This window comes from Vibrio sp. CJQ_6 (assembly GCF_043106745.1).
Classification (GTDB): Bacteria; Pseudomonadota; Gammaproteobacteria; order Enterobacterales; family Vibrionaceae; genus Vibrio; species Vibrio furnissii.
In genome coordinates this window covers 53,900-71,656 of sequence record NZ_JBICMV010000008.1, presented here as the reverse complement: position 1 = coordinate 71,656, position 17,757 = coordinate 53,900, and the positions used below count along the sequence as shown (strand labels likewise).

The following is a 17,757-nucleotide window of genomic DNA, read 5'->3' as shown; positions in this document are numbered from 1 at the left end:
ACACAACATGGCACGGCCTCACCCTTGCACTATCGAGCCATTCACTATCGAGGCATGCGCTATAAAACCATGCCCTATCGAGCCACAGCACCGACAAACCATAGCACTCGTCAAAGTGAGCGCTCAAGTGAAAACGGCCACAACAAGCCTTACACCAGCAAAAAAAATAAGGAGCCGAAGCTCCTTATTTTTATGACATCTTTGGCTTAAATCGCATCTTCATCTTCTTCGCCCGTGCGAATACGAATGACACGTTCAACATTGGTGATGAAAATCTTACCGTCACCAATCTTACCGGTTTGCGCGGTTTCGATAATGGTATCGACGCATTGATCAGCCACATCTTCAGTCACGACGATTTCCAGTTTCACTTTAGGCAGGAAGTCGACCATGTATTCCGCGCCGCGATACAGCTCCGTATGGCCTTTCTGGCGACCGAATCCTTTCACTTCGGATACCGTCATCCCGGTAATTCCCACTTCCGCCAACGCTTCACGGACATCATCGAGTTTAAATGGCTTGATAATGGCTTCGATTTTTTTCATGTTCATCCCTTAAACTTCGTTTCGTTGCTGGCATTATCTGCTAGCCGTTGTAAACAATCAATAAAAAGCCCAAGCAAGGCTTGGGCTGTCTCACAAACTCAAGGAGGCGATCACTTCAGGCTTGCAAAGTACGCCGCAAGGTTGGCAATGTCATCATCGCTCAGCATCGATGCCTGCGCTTGCATCACGACCGCTAAACCACCGGTACGCTCTTTGTTTTTGTAGGCCTTAATGGAAGTCACGATGTACTGCTCATTCTGGCCTTTGAGGTTTGGATACCCCGGGATCACCGCGATCCCATCTGCGCCATGACAAGCGGCACAGACCGCTGCTTTGGCTTTCCCTGCCGCCGCATCACCGGCCACTGCATTGCCAGCCAACAGCGATAAACCCAACATCATTCCCATTGCGACTTTATTCATTGCTCACCCTTATTTGTCCATAGTGATTATACGTATTTATGAATGCAATTTTGGCACGAAAAAACATCACTTGTCCCAGATGAGTTCACAATCTTGCCCGCTGAAGTCACGATCCACGAACAAATTTGCTACCGCCACCACGTTCTGGTGATGCATCACGATCGGCATACGGCGTCTTAGCCAGCTAGGCACTTGATATTCCTGAAAGAGTTTCTTTAATTTGCGCGTTCCTCCTCGGTCTACGGGACAAGCCGACAGACCTTCAGGATTAAACGTGACCCACAAATGTTCGGGATCTGAAGGACAACGCAGTGTCCCTTGCTCGCTTTTAGCAAGAGTCAACTGCCCGAGGTGATCCGGCAAAGCCAACGCACAGCCAAGCACCAAGGGCTGCTGCCAAGCCGACACATCTTGCACCAATGGCACGCAATACAAACACTGCTGAAAGCGGCGAATCTCGCACTCCCCCAGCTTGAGTTTCGGGTTGGCATCCGCCTCTGCCAATGCCACTTCGCGCCACAACACGTCTAACTGTATGCGGCTGGGCATCGCAAGTCCTTGCGCAGCCAACCAATAACGCAACAATTGGCGACGTAATGCATCGCTGTGCGACGTCAACATGGCGACCGACAAGCTGCCATCCCCTTGGGTCGCCGCGTGCAGCGCATCGCGCAGCAGTTCTGCCAGCAATTCGTCTTGCTCGGCACAGAGCTGTGCGCTGCGCTGAACCGCCTGACGAATGCTTGGCCATCGCTCACTCAATATCGGTGTCACGCGATGACGCAAAAAATTCCGCTCATAGCGCTCATCCTGATTGCTTTCATCTTCGACCCATTGCAGATGATGCTGCAGGGCAAAATGCTCGATCTGCGCACGGGAGACACTCAGCAGTGGACGCAATAATTGACCACAAGAAAACGGGGCTTGCTGCGCCATGGAGGCCAACCCTTTCGGCCCGCTGCCACGTTTCAACGCTAACAAAAACGTTTCCAGTTGATCATCAGCATGCTGACCCAGCAAAAGCGTGCTGCCAGGGTGCATGTGTGTCGCCAACGCAGCATAACGCGCCTCACGCGCCAACTTTTCAATGCTTTCGCCACTGGCAGTCGCCAAGCTGACTCGTTCAATGGCAAGTGGCACATGAGCGGCTTGGCACCAGTGCTGGCAGCGCTGTGCCCACTCATCGGCATTCACACTCAACCCATGGTGAACATGCACCGCTTGCACGCTGATGTCACGCTCTTGACGATAACGCGCGATCAACGCAAGTAACACACGCGAATCGACGCCGCCACTGAAGGCGAGCACAAAATGGCGTGAGGGCTGTGCATCAAGTAATTGACGAGTATGGGCGTACAAATCCATGGCAATGTCGATTGAGTCAAAAGAACCGCTTGAGTATACCGTAAAGCGCTGACGCAGGCAGCGGGCTGAATGGGGTCTCATGCGGAAAAACAAAAAGGCCGGACAATGTCCGACCTTTTTCCATCCAATTGCAAGCGGTGCTTAGCAGTAACCGTAGCTCATCAAGCGTTGGTAACGGCGTTCAAGCAGCGATTCGTGGTCTAGTTGTTCCAGATCCGCCAACTGACGCAGTAGCGTTGCTTTCATGTTCTCTGCCATCTGCACGTGATCGCGGTGCGCACCACCCAGTGGCTCTTCAATCACTTCGTCGATCAGTTCCAGCTCTTTCAGGCGCGGCGCAATCAGCCCCATCGCTTCTGCAGCTTGTGGTGCTTTATCCGCATCACGCCATAGAATCGACGCACACCCTTCAGGTGAAATCACCGAGTAAGTCGAGTATTGCAGCATGTTGACATAGTCACCCACACCAATAGCCAGAGCGCCACCAGAGCCGCCTTCACCGACCACGTTACAGATCACAGGCACGGTCAGGCCAGCCATCACTTTCAGGTTTTTCGCGATCGCTTCTGATTGACCACGCTCTTCTGCGCCAACACCTGGGTAGGCACCCGCCGTGTCGATGAAGGTAATGATTGGCATGTTGAAACGCTCAGCCATTTCCATCAAACGCAGGGCTTTACGGTAACCTTCTGGCTTTGGCATCCCAAAGTTACGTTTTACTTTTTCACGGGTTTCACGGCCTTTCTGATGACCAATCACCATCACAGGGCGACCATCTAAGCGAGCCATGCCGCCCACGATCGCTTTGTCGTCAGCAAATGCACGGTCACCGGCCAGTTCATCGAACTCCGTAAACATGTTGTTGATGTAATCTAAGGTGTAAGGACGTTGTGGATGGCGAGCCATCTGTGCCACTTGCCATGCCCCTAAATCACCGAAAATTTTCTTTTTAAGCTCTAGGCTTTTCTTTTCTAGCTGTTCGATCTCTTTTTCAAGATCTACGGAAGTTCCACCGCCATGACGAGACACGTCACGAAGCGCCTGAATTTTAGCTTCCAGTTCTACAATAGGTTTTTCAAATTCTAGAAAATTTAGGCTCATCTACCGATCCTTTTTTACTCAGCTCACCATCGCGCAGCTGAATTTTAGTTAAATTCAAGTTCTACCTGGTCATTGCCAAGTAGCTGTTTTAATTCGTCTAACAATGTATCGCTTGGAGTCACACGCCATTCAGTGCCTAACGTCAGGCGCGCGCGCGCATCGGGGCGCTGGTAGTATACATTGACAGGGACAGTCCCTGCTCGGTGAGGCTCTAAGATCTGACTAAAGCGCTCAAAAAACTGTTCATCAACCTGTGACTGTTCAATCGAGATCGATAAACCACGGGCATATTTTTCACGCGCGCTGCCCAAGTCCATGACTTCGCGCGCCGACATTTTAAGGCCACCATTGAAGTCATCAAAGCTGACCTGTCCGGAAATCACCAGAATTTTATCTTTTTCTAACAATTCTGCATACCGATCCAGCGCATCAGAAAACAGCATCACTTCCATTCGGCCGCTGCGGTCATCCAGCGTCATCAACCCGATGCGGTTTCCCCGCTTGGTGGTCATCACGCGGGCGGCAATCACCAACCCAGCCACAGTTAGCGATTGATCGCGACGCGTCGGCATGGCTTCATTCAATCGACAACTGGTGTACTTATTGAGTTCCTTGAGATAGGCGTTAATCGGGTGCCCGGTCAAATAAAGGCCGAGCGTTTCGCGCTCCCCTTCCAACCAGACCTTCTCCGGCCACTCAGGAACCTGAATGTATTTTCGTTCAACTTCTTCCGGCGCATCAGTCAACACGCCAAACATGTCTGCTTGACCAAACGCTTCCGCCTGATGGTGCTGACTGGCAGCTTTCACCGCATCATCAAGTGACGCCATCATCGCTGCACGGTGCGGCCCCAAGCGATCCAGTGCGCCAGCTAAAATCAGCTTTTCAATCACACGTTTGTTGACTTTCTTAATGTCAATGCGCGCGCAGAAATCAAACAGGTCTTTGAAGTAGCCGCCTTTGTTGCGCGCTTCAAGAATCACTTCAATCGGGCCTTCACCCACCCCTTTGATCGCGCCGATCCCGTACACAATGGCGCCCGTGTCATCGACGTTAAATCGGTACAGTCCCGAGTTAATATCTGGCGGCAACACAGTCAGCCCCATGCGCATGCATTCATCGACAAGGCCCACCACTTTCTCGGTGTTGTCCATATCCGCCGTCATCACCGCCGCCATGAATTCCGCCGGGAAGTGCGTTTTCAGCCACAGGGTTTGGTACGATACTAAAGCATAGGCTGCTGAGTGCGATTTGTTAAAGCCATATCCAGCAAATTTCTCTACCAGATCGAAGATTTTCATCGCCAGTTCGCCGTCAACACCGTTATTTTCGGCGCCAGACTGGAAGACGGCACGCTGCTTGGCCATCTCTTCTGGTTTTTTCTTACCCATCGCACGACGCAGCATGTCCGCTCCGCCGAGCGTATAGCCCGCCAGCACCTGAGCGATCTGCATAACCTGTTCCTGATAGAGAATGATGCCGTAGGTCGGCTCCAAAATCTCTTTCAGTGACTCGTGCTGCCACTTTTCATCCGGGTAAGAAATCGCTTCACGGCCGTGTTTACGGTCGATAAAGTTGTCCACCATGCCCGATTGCAGCGGGCCCGGACGGAACAGGGCCACCAAGGCGATGATGTCTTCAAAACAGTCGGGTTGCAGACGTTTGATCAACTCTTTCATGCCGCGCGATTCAAGCTGGAACACCGCGGTGGTTTCCGAGTTTTGCAGCATGCGGAATGAGGCCGGATCCACTAAAGGAATCGATTCAATTCGCACGGGCGGTTCACCGGCTTTTTCACGGCGCGGGTTAATCAAACCCAATGCCCAGTCGATGATGGTCAGCGTTCGCAGCCCCAAGAAGTCAAACTTCACCAGACCAGCGTATTCCACGTCGTTCTTATCGAACTGCGTCACGGGATGGTGGCCTTCGGAGTCACAGTAGATGGGCGCAAAATCGGTGATCGCCGTTGGCGAGATCACCACCCCACCCGCGTGCTTACCGGCGTTTCGCGTACACCCTTCCAGAATGCGACACATGTCGATCAGTTCTTTCACTTCTTCGTCTGCGTCGTACAGTTCTTGTAGCGCAGGTTCCGCTTTGAACGCTTTTTCCAGCGTCATACCCGGATCGGGTGGGATCATTTTCGAAATACGGTCGACGAAACCAAACGGATGCCCCAACACACGGCCCACGTCACGAATAACGGCTTTGGCCGCCATGGTACCGAACGTGATGATCTGCGATACCGCGTCGCGACCATACATCTCCGCCACGTGATCAATCACCTGATCGCGTTTATCCATACAGAAGTCGACGTCGAAATCGGGCATCGATACCCGTTCCGGGTTCAGGAAACGTTCGAATAGCAGATCGTATTCCAGCGGATCAAGGTCGGTGATTTTCAGCGCGTACGCAACCAAGGAACCCGCACCTGACCCCCGGCCAGGCCCCACGGGAATGTCGTTATCTTTGGACCACTGAATGAACTCCATGACGATCAGGAAGTAGCCCGGAAAGCCCATCTGGTTGATCACTTTGAGCTCAATTTCCAGACGCTCATCGTAAGCCGGGCGACGCTCAGCGCGCACCGCCGGATCGGGGAACAAAAATTCTAGGCGCTCTTCTAAGCCTTCGTGAGATTTCTTGACCAGAAACTCGGTTTCTTCCATCCCTTCAGTTGGGAACGCGGGCAGGAAGTATTCACCCAAACGCACAGTCACGTTACACCGCTTCGCGATCTCGACGCTGTTTTCGAGTGCTTCCGGAATGTCGGCAAACAGCTCGCACATTTCCTCTTCGCTACGAAGGTACTGCTGCGCGCTGTAGTTTTTCGGACGACGCGGATCTTCCAGCGTGTAACCGTCGTGAATGGCGACACGAATTTCGTGCGCATCGAATTGGTCGGGGTCAATAAAGACCACATCGTTGGTCGCGACCACCGGCAAATCGGCTTGTTCAGCCAGCTCTAAAGCAAAGTGCAGGTAATTCTCTTCGTCGGCGCGGCCGGTACGAACCAATTCAAGGTAAAAGTTGTCTGTGAAATGGGTTTGGTAGAACGCCACGCATTTTTCCACCAGCGCTTGGTTGCCTTTGAGCAACGCACGGCCAATGTCGCCGCCTTTGGCGCCGGACAGGAGAATCAAACCTTCGGCGTATTTAATCAACCACTCTTTGTCGATCACAGGTTGGTTCTGCACGTGCCCACGCAGGTAGGCATCTGAAATCAGCAACGTGAGATTTTTGTACCCAACATTGTCTTTCGCCAACACGGTGAGCCGAGTCAACTCATCGCCAAACTCTTCCGAACGCACAAGAAAATCAGCGCCAACAATCGGCTTAACGCCGCAGCCGTGTGCCGTGCCGTAGAACTTTACCAAGCCACAGAGGTTGGTAAAATCTGTCAGCGCCATTGCTGGCATGCCCATCGCAGCCACTTTCTTCACCAGTGGCGGCACTTTTGACAAGCCGTCAACCATGGAAAAATCACTGTGAATGCGTAAGTGGATAAACTTCGGGTCTGACATTCAATTCTGTCCTGGAGTATCTGAGATTGGAGACTGGCGGTTATTCTACGTGAATCTGGGCGGAGTTACAGAGCTTATTCCAGCCCAAGTACCCGTTTTACGGGGCCAAAACTACGGCGGTGCTGATCAATGACACCATGTTGTTCAATCGCCTCAAAATGCGCTTTGGTTGGGTAGCCTTTGTGTTTGGCAAACCCAAACTGCGGATAGGCTTTGTCGAGCTCTTCCATTTCCTGATCGCGCACGACTTTGGCAATGATGGAAGCGGCGCTAATTTGAGCGACGCGCAAGTCGCCTTTCACCACGGCTTGGGCATCCATCGGCAATGATGGAATCTTATTGCCATCCACCAACACAAGGTCGGGTTTGATGGCCAGCCCGTCGACTGCTCGCTGCATCGCCAACATGGTCGCTTGAAAAATGTTGAGCTCATCAATTTCTTGCGGGCTGCAACGCCCAACCGACCACGCCAGTGCTTTTTGCTGAATTTCTGGCAACAACGCCAGACGTTTTTTCTCGGACAATTTTTTCGAATCGTTCAAGCCTTCAATCGGATGATTCGGATCCAAGATCACCGCCGCGGTGACCACATCCCCCACCAAGGGGCCACGGCCCACTTCGTCGACACCGGCAATCAAGTGATAACCGCTAGGGATCTCAAACGGAGGCAGTTCTTTTTCAGGTTTCTTCGCCATGGGAGTCTATCCGAATCAATGTTGAATTAAATGAAGCACCGCGTTCGCGGCTTGGTCATCCGCGCCTTTGCGGATCCAGTGATGCATTTCGTCAAACTTCGCCAGCATCTCTCGGTTGTCGTTATCCAGCAGACGACACACTTCGTGATACAGATTGTCGACCGTGCAATCTTCCTGCAATAGCTCTTTCACCAGCGCTTGGTCAGCCAGAATGTTCGGCAGCGACACATACGGTGTTTTCAGCAGACGCTTGGCTAAAAAGGCGGTGATCGCATTGACGCGGTAGCCAACCACCATCGGGCGTTTGAGCAGCATACATTCCAGTGCCACCGTGCCCGACGCCAGCATCACTGCATTCGACGCTGTAATCACATTACGCGCAGTATCGTCCACCAAGACGAAATTCAGTTGCGGCGCGTATTGTTGCCAAGCCGCTTCGAACTGTTCACGGCGCTTTTGATTGACCAGTGCCACCACAAACCCTAGGTCTGGATAGCGCTGTTGCAAACGCTGACAAGTTTCGATAAACGGCTGCGCCAGCATCTTCATTTCCCCTCCGCGACTGCCCGGCAATACGGCCAACCAGCGCTGATTAGGGTCAAGGCCCAACAAGTCTTGCGCCGCACGCCGGTCGGATTCAAATGGAATCGCATCCGCCAACGTATGGCCAATAAACTCACATGGCACGTTAAATTTGTCGTAAAAGGCTTTTTCGAAAGGCAAGAACGCCAGCACCAGATTGGTCGCAGCTTCAATTTTGAAGATGCGTTTTTGACGCCACGCCCACACCGATGGACTGACGTAATGAACGGTTTTGATGCCCGCTTGCTTGAGATCGTGCTCTAAGCGCAAATTGAAATCCGGCGCATCAATACCAACAAACACATCCGGCGGATTGGTGGTGAAGTACTTCACCAGTTCCGCTTTCACTTTCAGAAGACGCGGCAGACGGCCTAGCACTTCCACCAGCCCCATCACAGCCAGCTCTTCCATATCAAACAGTGATTGGCAGCCTTGCGCGATCATTTTTGGCCCACCAATCCCGACAAACTCAGCATCGGGATAGCGAGCTTTCACCGCGTTAATGAAGCCTTCGCCCAATGTGTCACCGGATAATTCGCCTGCGACGATGCCAATGCGTAATGGTCTCTCCACGCTAAACGTCCTCTTTAAGCTTTGATGAGTGTTATGGACAATCCCTTGAAAAAAGAGACTGTCCATAAAACACAAAAGACCGCCCGCTGCCGGGCGATCTTTTCATGATGTGAATTCAGCAAAGCTTAGCGAATGATGCCACGCTCTGATGTCTCCAGTAACGTAATGAAACGCTGAATCGATGGCCATTGTTCGGCCATTTCTTTCAGAACCGGCAATGCTTCAGCCTGAGTTTTACCTGAACGGTAAATCTCTTTGTATGCTTTTTGCAGTGCGCGAATTTCATCTTTCTCGAAGCCGTTGCGCTTCAGGCCCACCAAGTTCAAGCCAAATGGTGTCGCGTGGTTGCCTTGCGCCAGAACGTACGCAGGTACATCTTGCACGACCGCAGAACACCCACCGATGTAGGCGTAAGCGCCGACAGTGCAGAACGGGTGAATGGCCGATAGCGCCATCACGCCTGCGTGGTCTTCCACGGTCACGTGGCCACCCAGAATGGCGTTGTTACCGATGTGCGTGTTATTGCCCACAATCACGTCGTGTGCAATGTGCGCATTCACACACAGCAGGTTGTCATCGCCCACCACAGTAGCCGCTTTATCTTGCACTGTGCCACGGTGGATTTGCACCGCTTCGCGAATCACGTTGCGATCGCCGACCACCACGCGTGTATCTTCACCACCGTATTTCTTATCTTGGTTTTCTTCACCAATCACAGCGTGCGGGAAAATACGGTTCTCTTTACCAATCACAGTGTTGCCTTTGATGACAACATGCGACATCACTTCAGTACCTTCACCGATGGTGACACCCGACGTGATGTAGGTAAACGGCCCAACCGTTACGTTAGCGCCAATCACTGCGCCTTCTTCGACCACCGCCATTGGGTGGATTTGTGCCGTTTCGTGGATCATATTAAAACTCTCTACGTGCGCATTTCAGTTCAGCAGAGCACACCACATCGCCATCAACTTTAGCGACGCCGTTAAACAGTGCAATGCCACGACGCTCTTTCAAAAATTCCACTTCGATGATCAGTTGATCACCCGGGCCCACTGGCTTACGGAATTTTGCGTTATCGATGCTAGCGAAGTAATACAGTTCATTTTCTTTTGGCGCACCAAACGTTTTGAATGCCAGCAAGCCCGTTGCCTGAGCCATGGCTTCAAGAATCAGTACCCCTGGGAAAACAGGAAGCTGTGGGAAATGACCGGTAAACTGAGGTTCATTCACTGAAACATTTTTCAAACCAATCAGGTATTTACCTTCTTCAAAATCAGTCACGCGATCAATCAGCAAGAATGGATAACGGTGAGGAAGAAGCTCCTGAATTTCAGTGATATTCATCATTTTCTTTTCAGTAGTCAAAGTCATATTCCTATTTATAAATACATAAAATTGTTTACGGCATTATAGACGAAAAAGACTCGCACATTGCGAGCCTTTTCAGCAAAAACACGGAATTAAGCGTCCGATTTCTGCTCAAGCAGCTTTTCGACCGCTTTCAAACGCTTATTCATGTCATCAATTCGATGCACACGCGCGGCTGTCTTACGCCATTCTTTATTGGTTTGCAGCGGAATACCGGACGAATACATGCCCTTCTCCTCAATGCTGCGCATGACCATCCCCATACCGGTAATGGTGACACCATCGGCAATTTGGATATGACCATTCAAAACAGAAGCGCCACCAATGATGCAGTATTTACCAATCGTGGTACTGCCAGCAACGATAGTACCACCGGCCATCGCCGTACCATATCCGATGTGCACGTTATGGGCGATTTGCAGTTGGTTATCAAGAATCACGTTGTCTTCGATCACCGTGTCATCGAGCGCACCGCGGTCAATCGTCGTACACGCACCGATTTCCACACGATTGCCGATACGCACCGAGCCCAGCTGCGGAATCTTAATCCACTCACCACGCTCGTTGGCATAGCCAAAACCGTCAGAACCGATCACGGTGCTCGACTGAACCAAACAATGCTCGCCCAGCACCACATTGTGGTAAATGCTGACATTGGCCCACAGTTTGGTGTGATTGCCGATTTTTGCGTTCTTCCCGATAAAGCAGCCCGCACCAATGATCACGTGATCGCCCAGCTCAACGCCGGATTCGATCACGGCATTGGCGCCGATGGACACGTTTTCACCTAACTTAGCGTCGTCAGCCACGACCGCGCTCGGCGCAATGCCACCCGAAGCCGGCGCTGGCGTGGTATCCAGCGCCTGCGTCACTTTCGCGAACGCCACATACGGGTCGGCGACGACCAAGGCGTTTGATGGACACAATTCTCGCTCAGTTGCCTTCACCATGATGACGGTCGCTTTACATGATGCGAGATGTTTACTGTATTTTGGGTTCGACAGGAAGGTGATATCGCCTTCCTGCGCACGATCCATCGGGGCTAACCCACGCACCACAGCTTGGCTATCGCCATGCAGTTCGCCCCCAGTAATCGTTGCCAATTCGGCTAAAGTTAGTGTTGTCATAATGCTTTAATTATTTGATTGCTTTGATTACTTTTTCTGAAATGTTGTACTCCGCCTTGCCGTATTGCATGGCGCTGATATCAACAATCATATCGTAGCCTTCTTTTTCAGCGACTTTCTTGACCGCATCTTGAATCACTTTAAACAGTTTCTGCTTCTCTTCCGCTTCGCGGCGAGCTGATGCCTGTTCTAGAGCTTGTGCTTTGATCTTGTAAGCGCTGTCCAGTTGACCGATTTCGATACGCAGTTTTTCCACGTCATCCTGGCTCATCAGCTCAGAATCACGTTTCAGTTTTTCAATTTTAGTCTTAGCGTCTGCTTTGATGCTTTGCAACTCAGCAGCTTTATCTTTGAACTCTTCCTGCATTTGTTGCAGAACCACTTCACGTTGTGGCAGAGCTTGGAACACTTGTGCGGTGTTAATGAATCCCACTTTTTGCGCCGCTTCAGCAGCCTGAGCAAAAAACGATGAGCTAAGAACAATAAGGCTAACACCTGCTGCTTTGATGATGTGTTTCAAAATAGTTTCCTCTATTAGAAGGTTCGTCCGATAGTGAAAGTGAAGAATTCTTCGTCGTCACCTTCGTATTTCTTAATAGGTTTCGCCAGCGAGAAGACCAGAGGTCCCATCGGCGACATCCATTGCAATGCCACACCGTATGATGAACGGTAGTTGGTTGGATCCGAGTAATCGTAGTAGTAATTGTTGCCATAATCGGCACCGCTACTGCGGTAATCAAATTCGGTATCCCACACACTTGCCATGTCGTAGAAGATACTGGTTCGCACTTGGCTGCGAGCTTCATCTGAAGCAAACGGCGTCGGTACAATCAGCTCAATACTGGCCAGCGCAATGGCGTTACCACCGACGGAGTTGTCGGTTGCGGTATCGCTACCATTGTTGGAGCCCGAGTAATCACGATACACCGCTTTCGGACCCGCTGTGTTAGAGCCAAATCCGCGCAATGTTGTAAAACCACCCGCATAGAAGTTTTCATAGAATGGATACAGGTTATCGTTACCATCCGTTTGACCGTAGCCGTTACCGTACCCTAAGCGGCCACGCAGTAACAGCGTAAACTCATGCTTTTTGGTGAGCGGCACATACTGACGCACATCGTATTGCAGTTTGAAATACTTGGCATCCGACCCCGGCACCGTAATTTTACCCGACGCACGCTGGTAGTTACCGGCGGTTGGGAAGTAACCTTTGTTGAGGTTGTTACGCGTCCACGCAACGTTGACATCGAAGTCATCGGTGATCAAGTTATCTGGACTACAATCCCCTAAGTTACACAGGAACTGCTCCACCTGCAGATAAGGCGTTAGGTTGCCGATCTTGTTGTGGGTGTAGCCGACGCCAAATTCAAAGCGGTTGAGTTCATCAAATGGGAAACCCCACGTCAGACTGGTACCATAACTTTCGTTGGTATAGTCAACGATACCGGCTTCTGACGCTTCAAACTGGTTATAGAACACTTTACCGCCCAAGCTGACACCATCGAGGTTCCAGTACGGGTCACGGTATTCCAACGTGACGTTCTTCTGGTAGTCGTTGGTGGTGGCGTTAATGCCCACACGGTTCCCCGTTCCCAAGAAGTTGTCCTGAGTCAGGCCCACCGTAAAGCTCACGCCTGATTCCGTGCCGTAACCGACACCGAAGTTCACGCTGCCCGAGTTAGCCTCTTTCACGGTGTACACCAGATCCACTTGATCTTCGGTCCCCGGAACACGAACAGTCTGTACATCAACGGTTTCGAAGAAACCCAAACGGTTCAGACGCGCTTTACCGGTATCAATCGATTTCGAGTTCAACCAAGCGCCTTCCATCTGACGCATTTCACGACGCAGCACTTCATCACGGGTTGCGTTGTTGCCGACGAAACGAATGTCACGCACGTACATCCGTTTACCGGTTTCAACGTGCACCACCAGCGACACTTGCTGAGTTTCATCGTCAAATTCTGGAATGGTACGCACTTGTGGGTAAGCGTAACCCGCTTCGCCCAGCACGCGCTTCACGCTTTCTTCCAGTTGTGTGACCGACGAACCGCGGTAGGTTTCACCCATTTCAAACGGGATCAGTGATTTGAATTCGTCTTCTTTACCAATCAACTCACCACGGAACTGCACATCTTTGACCGTGTACGGTTTACCCTCATCGAGGTTCATGGTGATGTAAACGCCTTTCTTATCCGGCGAAATAGACACTTGCGTGGAATCGACTTGGAATTTCAGGTAGCCACGATCTAAATAGAACGTGCGCAGCGCTTCAATATCACCCGCCAACACCTGCTTCTGGTATTTGTCATCAGACAGGAAGTTCCACCACGCAACATCCACTTTCAGGTTGAAGCGTGACAGCAATTCTTTGTCAGAAAAGACTTCGTTGCCGATGAAGTTGATTTGTTGAATTTTGGCCGAGACACCTTCAGTAAAGACAAACTTCAGGTCCGCACGGTTACGTGGCAGTGGCGTCACCACCGCTTTTACTGTCGCGTTGTATTTACCCACGCTGTAGTAAAAGTCTTCCAGACCTTTTTCGATGTTGCTTAGCTTGGTGCGATCCAGCGCTTCACCCACACGAATACCGGAAGCATCGAGGTTTTGTTGCAGCTGTTCTTCTTTGATCGCTTTGTTGCCCGAGAAAGAAACACTCGCAATGGTCGGACGCTCTTTAACTTCAACCACCAACGCATTGCCATCGCGCAACACTTTGACGTTTTCAAAGTTGCCCGAGGCATACAACGCTTTGATGATGGCAGCAACGTCCTGAGAATCCACCGTATCGCCAATACGTACCGGCATTTTCAATAATGCAGCACCCAGAGCGACACGTTGCAACCCCTGAATTTGAATGTCCTGCACCACAAAATTTTCGGCACTATTCGCCGACACGCTTGTTGCGAGCAGTGTCGCGAAAAGGATTTTTTTCATTGCCATATTTGTTCTAGTTATTCCTTACTACAACCTTTGCCTAATGCTTATCAATCACAGGCGAGTAAAATCGTTAAATATTGCCACGGCCATTAGAGAGAAGATGATCACACCGCCAATGCGATAGCCCATTTCCTGCACTTTTTCCGGAACCGGACGACGAGTAATGGCTTCAATTGCAAAAAACAACAGGTGCCCCCCATCGAGCATCGGCAGCGGCACCAAGTTGATGATGCCCAAGTTGACACTGATCAGCGCCAAAAAGCCAAGGAAGTAAACCAAGCCGTAGTCGGCGGTTGCTCCCGCGCCTTTCGCGATAGAAATTGGGCCACTGAGATTGTTCAGCCCAACATCGCCCACCACCAGCTTCTTCAGCATGCTGATGGTCAGGTCAATCACCTGGCCGGTTTTCTCAAATGCTTTACCGAACGATTCAAATACACCAAATTGCAGCTCAAATCGATAACTTTGCGGCCAATCTGCGACTTTAGGTGCGATTCCCGCAAAACCAATGACTTTTCCTTGAGATAGTGTTCGCGCATCCGGAGTGAGCGACAACGACAGCGACTCGTGCTGACGTTCGATATCAATCACTAATGCTTGGTTCGGATGGGTTTGAATCGCATCAATCACTTGTTGCCAATCGGTGATCGGTTGACCATTAATATGCGTCAACACATCGCCTTCTAATAACCCAGCACGTGCACCGGCGCCGTCTTGCGATACGCTGGTCAGCTCCGAAGAGATTTCCGGCGTATACGGCTTAAAGCCAAGCGCTCCCATAGCAGACTCTGTTTCAGGATCAAAGTTCCACCCGTTCAGGTCAAAAGTTTTGATTTCGTCGACGCCGACACCATTCGGCGAAGAAACCGTCAACGTCATGCGTTGATCCCCGATATGGGAGATCAGCCCCATATTGACGGATTCCCAATCTGGTGTTTGTGTCCCTGAAACGGCTTTGATTTCCATACCCGATTCAAGGCCCGCATTGGCGGCAATCGAATACGGCGCAACGTGGCCCACCACGGGTTTAACCGCGGGCACGCCAATCATAAACACCAGCCAGTACGCAAACACCGCAAAGAAGAAGTTAAACGCAGGCCCTGCACTGACAATCGCAGCTCGTTTCCACAGCGGCTTTTTATCAAATGCGAAGGCTTGTTGATCCGGTGTCACGTCGTCGACTCGGCCATCCAGCATTTTGACGTAGCCGCCGAGGGGAATCACCGAGATGCTGTATTCGGTGCCATCTTTTCCAACCCGTTTCCACAGCGACTTACCAAAGCCAATCGAAAACTTTTCAACCTTGACGCCACACTTTCTCGCCACCCAGAAATGGCCAAATTCGTGCACGGCGACCAGAATCCCCAGTGCAACAATAAATGACACGAGGTTCCATAAAATGCCACTCATAACAATCGCTCTTTCAACTCTTGAGATGCCAAACTACGCGCCATTGTATCGAGCTCAATCAGGCTTTCCAAGGTATAGGAATGTAACGGACTATTTGTCCCACACACGTTAGACAACACGCGTTCATTGATGGTTGCAATGTCAGTAAAGCGAATCTGACCACGCAAAAAGGCTTGTACCGCAATTTCATTTGCCGCGTTCAAGGATGTGGTCGCATGCTGCCCTTCGTAGCAGGCATCAATGGCCAACTTCAAGCACGGGTAGCGCGCGTAATCCACCTCAAGGAAGGTCAACTCACTCAAGCGCGTAAAATCAAGCGCTTTCACACCAGACACCACACGCTGCGGGTAAGCCATGGTGAGCGAAATCGGCGTCGCCATGTCTTGCTCACCCAGTTGAGCAATCACCGAGCCATCCAAATACTGCACCATGGAGTGAATCACCGACTGCGGATGAATCAGCACTTTCAATTGCTCTGGCGCAGCGTTAAACAGCCACTTGGCTTCGATAAACTCGAGGCCTTTATTCATCATCGTCGCCGAATCGACTGAAATTTTTGGCCCCATCGACCAGTTCGGGTGGGCAATGGCCTGTTCAGGCGTCACGTCTTTGAGTGTGTTGATGTCACTGTAACGGAACGGACCACCCGAGCCAGTCAATAGAATGTGAGAAATGCCGCCTTGCTTGAGATCGCAGCGCCCCAGACGGGTTTGAATCTCCGCCGGCAGGCATTGGAAAATTGCATTGTGTTCGCTATCAACCGGCATCAGTTCTGCGCCGTACTGTTCCACGGCATCGATAAACAGTTGGCCAGACATCACCAAGGCTTCTTTATTCGCCAGCAGCACACGCTTGCCTGCTTTCACCGCCGCCATGGTCGGCAATAAACCCGCCGCACCAACGATCGCCGCCATCACGGTATCGACCTCATCACACGCTGCCACTTGGCACATGGCCTCTTCGCCATACAGCACTTCGGTTGGCAATTTGAGGGCGCGCAGTTCGTCAGCTAAACGCAATGCGGCGTCTGATGTTGCCATGACCGCGTATTTCGGTCGCCAACGAGCACACAGCTCGCGCATTTTATCTACATTGCCACCTGCCGCGAGCGCGACCACAGTAAATTGTTCAGGATTCTCTGCAACTACTTTAAGCGTACTGGCTCCAATTGAACCTGTCGCTCCCAGAATCGTTAATTTACGCATAGCAAAAACCGTCGTGGTTGAGTGTGAGCAGCCCATAGGGCTGCCCAGACGTTAGAACAAGAAATAGAGAAGAGCGAACACAGGGAACGCAGCAGTCAGGCTATCGACGCGGTCAAGAATGCCGCCGTGACCAGGAATAATGTTGCTGCTGTCTTTGATGCCAGAGACACGTTTGAACATGCTTTCCACCAAATCGCCCAACACCGAAATCACAACGGTCAGCAAAATAGTGATAAACATTGCACCCAGCGATGAAAACTCAATCGCAAACCAATCGGCGAACAACCACCCCACCACCATGGCGGCAATCACACCACCAATCAGGCCTTCAATGGTTTTGTTCGGACTGACCGCAGGGGCCATTTTGTGTTTCCCTAGGCTCTTACCGGTAAAGTACGCACCACTATCTGCAGCCCATACGATGAAGCAAACAAACATCACCAGCTTCGCACCGTGAAAGAAATCGCCCTCAATGCCTTCTGCACGCAGGAAGATCACACTCCAGAAAAAGGGTAATAGCGTCAGTAAACCAAACAGATGGCGCGCAGGATTAGACGATTCCCACCAGCGGCGTGAACGAGGAAAGGTGATAGCGAGAAAACTGGAATACAGCCACCAAAGTGTGCCGAGTGCGAGCACCACATAATGAATGCCCGTAATCTGACTCAGCGACTCCGTCCAAGGGGAAATCAGGAAAAAGCTTGCCCCACCGACCACAACAGCAGGCAGTAAGGCCACATAACGCGATGAGTCATTAACAAACTGGGTCCATTCCCAAAATCCCAATAGAGTCACAACGCCCAAGGCGAGAATGAACCAAGGCAATGGCAAGAAAAAAATGCCTAAAATGACCAAAGGTGCAAGTATGAGCGCTGTAATAATTCGTTGCTTCAAACT

Annotated in this window: 15 protein-coding genes; all 15 read right to left on the bottom strand. The window is 51.2% G+C overall.

Annotated elements, in window-relative coordinates; translation table 11 throughout:
• Window positions 1–206: 206 nt before the first annotated feature.
• Window positions 207–545 carry a nitrogen regulatory protein P-II gene (gene glnB, locus ACF8PK_RS02445; RefSeq protein WP_038150877.1) on the bottom strand — a complete coding sequence of 113 codons (339 nt, stop codon included), beginning with the start codon at window positions 543–545 and terminating at the stop codon, window positions 207–209.
• A gap of 110 nt (window positions 546–655) precedes the next feature.
• Window positions 656–967, bottom strand: a complete 312-nt coding sequence (locus tag ACF8PK_RS02440; protein WP_014204566.1) for a cytochrome c — start codon at window positions 965–967, stop codon at window positions 656–658.
• A gap of 66 nt (window positions 968–1,033) precedes the next feature.
• Entirely contained in the window at window positions 1,034–2,332 is a 1,299-nt protein-coding gene (tilS, locus tag ACF8PK_RS02435; RefSeq protein ID WP_392440603.1) for a tRNA lysidine(34) synthetase TilS, read from the bottom strand.
• Between the two features lie 141 nt (window positions 2,333–2,473).
• Complete coding sequence (gene accA / locus ACF8PK_RS02430) at window positions 2,474–3,433, bottom strand: acetyl-CoA carboxylase carboxyl transferase subunit alpha (protein ID WP_004724871.1); 960 nt, start codon at window positions 3,431–3,433, stop codon at window positions 2,474–2,476.
• Window positions 3,434–3,477: 44 nt separating this feature from the next.
• Window positions 3,478–6,957: a DNA polymerase III subunit alpha gene (gene dnaE, locus ACF8PK_RS02425; protein ID WP_392439952.1), complete on the bottom strand. Its 3,480-nt coding sequence runs from the start codon at window positions 6,955–6,957 to the stop codon at window positions 3,478–3,480.
• A 74-nt stretch (window positions 6,958–7,031) separates the two neighbouring features.
• Window positions 7,032–7,652 carry a ribonuclease HII gene (gene rnhB / locus ACF8PK_RS02420; protein ID WP_004724876.1) on the bottom strand — a complete coding sequence of 207 codons (621 nt, stop codon included), beginning with the start codon at window positions 7,650–7,652 and terminating at the stop codon, window positions 7,032–7,034.
• Between the two features lie 15 nt (window positions 7,653–7,667).
• Complete coding sequence (lpxB, locus tag ACF8PK_RS02415) at window positions 7,668–8,807, bottom strand: lipid-A-disaccharide synthase (protein WP_055466480.1); 1,140 nt, start codon at window positions 8,805–8,807, stop codon at window positions 7,668–7,670.
• A 125-nt stretch (window positions 8,808–8,932) separates the two neighbouring features.
• On the bottom strand, window positions 8,933–9,721 hold the full coding sequence (lpxA, locus tag ACF8PK_RS02410) for an acyl-ACP--UDP-N-acetylglucosamine O-acyltransferase (RefSeq protein ID WP_004724878.1): 789 nt from the start codon (window positions 9,719–9,721) through the stop codon (window positions 8,933–8,935).
• Between the two features lies 1 nt (window position 9,722).
• Window positions 9,723–10,154 carry a 3-hydroxyacyl-ACP dehydratase FabZ gene (gene fabZ / locus ACF8PK_RS02405; protein ID WP_004724879.1) on the bottom strand — a complete coding sequence of 144 codons (432 nt, stop codon included), beginning with the start codon at window positions 10,152–10,154 and terminating at the stop codon, window positions 9,723–9,725.
• Window positions 10,155–10,270: 116 nt separating this feature from the next.
• On the bottom strand, window positions 10,271–11,305 hold the full coding sequence (lpxD, locus tag ACF8PK_RS02400; RefSeq protein ID WP_014204560.1) for a UDP-3-O-(3-hydroxymyristoyl)glucosamine N-acyltransferase: 1,035 nt from the start codon (window positions 11,303–11,305) through the stop codon (window positions 10,271–10,273).
• A 10-nt stretch (window positions 11,306–11,315) separates the two neighbouring features.
• On the bottom strand, window positions 11,316–11,825 hold the full coding sequence (locus ACF8PK_RS02395) for an OmpH family outer membrane protein (RefSeq protein WP_004724881.1): 510 nt from the start codon (window positions 11,823–11,825) through the stop codon (window positions 11,316–11,318).
• 14 nt (window positions 11,826–11,839) lie between these two features.
• Window positions 11,840–14,248: an outer membrane protein assembly factor BamA gene (gene bamA / locus ACF8PK_RS02390; protein WP_004724882.1), complete on the bottom strand. Its 2,409-nt coding sequence runs from the start codon at window positions 14,246–14,248 to the stop codon at window positions 11,840–11,842.
• Between the two features lie 48 nt (window positions 14,249–14,296).
• Complete coding sequence (gene rseP, locus ACF8PK_RS02385) at window positions 14,297–15,655, bottom strand: sigma E protease regulator RseP (protein WP_004724884.1); 1,359 nt, start codon at window positions 15,653–15,655, stop codon at window positions 14,297–14,299.
• The gene (gene ispC, locus ACF8PK_RS02380; protein ID WP_154180326.1) at window positions 15,652–16,860 is read right to left on the bottom strand and encodes a 1-deoxy-D-xylulose-5-phosphate reductoisomerase; all 1,209 of its coding nucleotides are present in this window, start codon (window positions 16,858–16,860) and stop codon (window positions 15,652–15,654) included. Before ispC ends, rseP begins: the two co-directional genes overlap by 4 nt.
• Before the next feature lie 51 nt (window positions 16,861–16,911).
• Window positions 16,912–17,754, bottom strand: a complete 843-nt coding sequence (locus tag ACF8PK_RS02375; RefSeq protein WP_392439947.1) for a phosphatidate cytidylyltransferase — start codon at window positions 17,752–17,754, stop codon at window positions 16,912–16,914.
• Window positions 17,755–17,757: the final 3 nt, after the last annotated feature.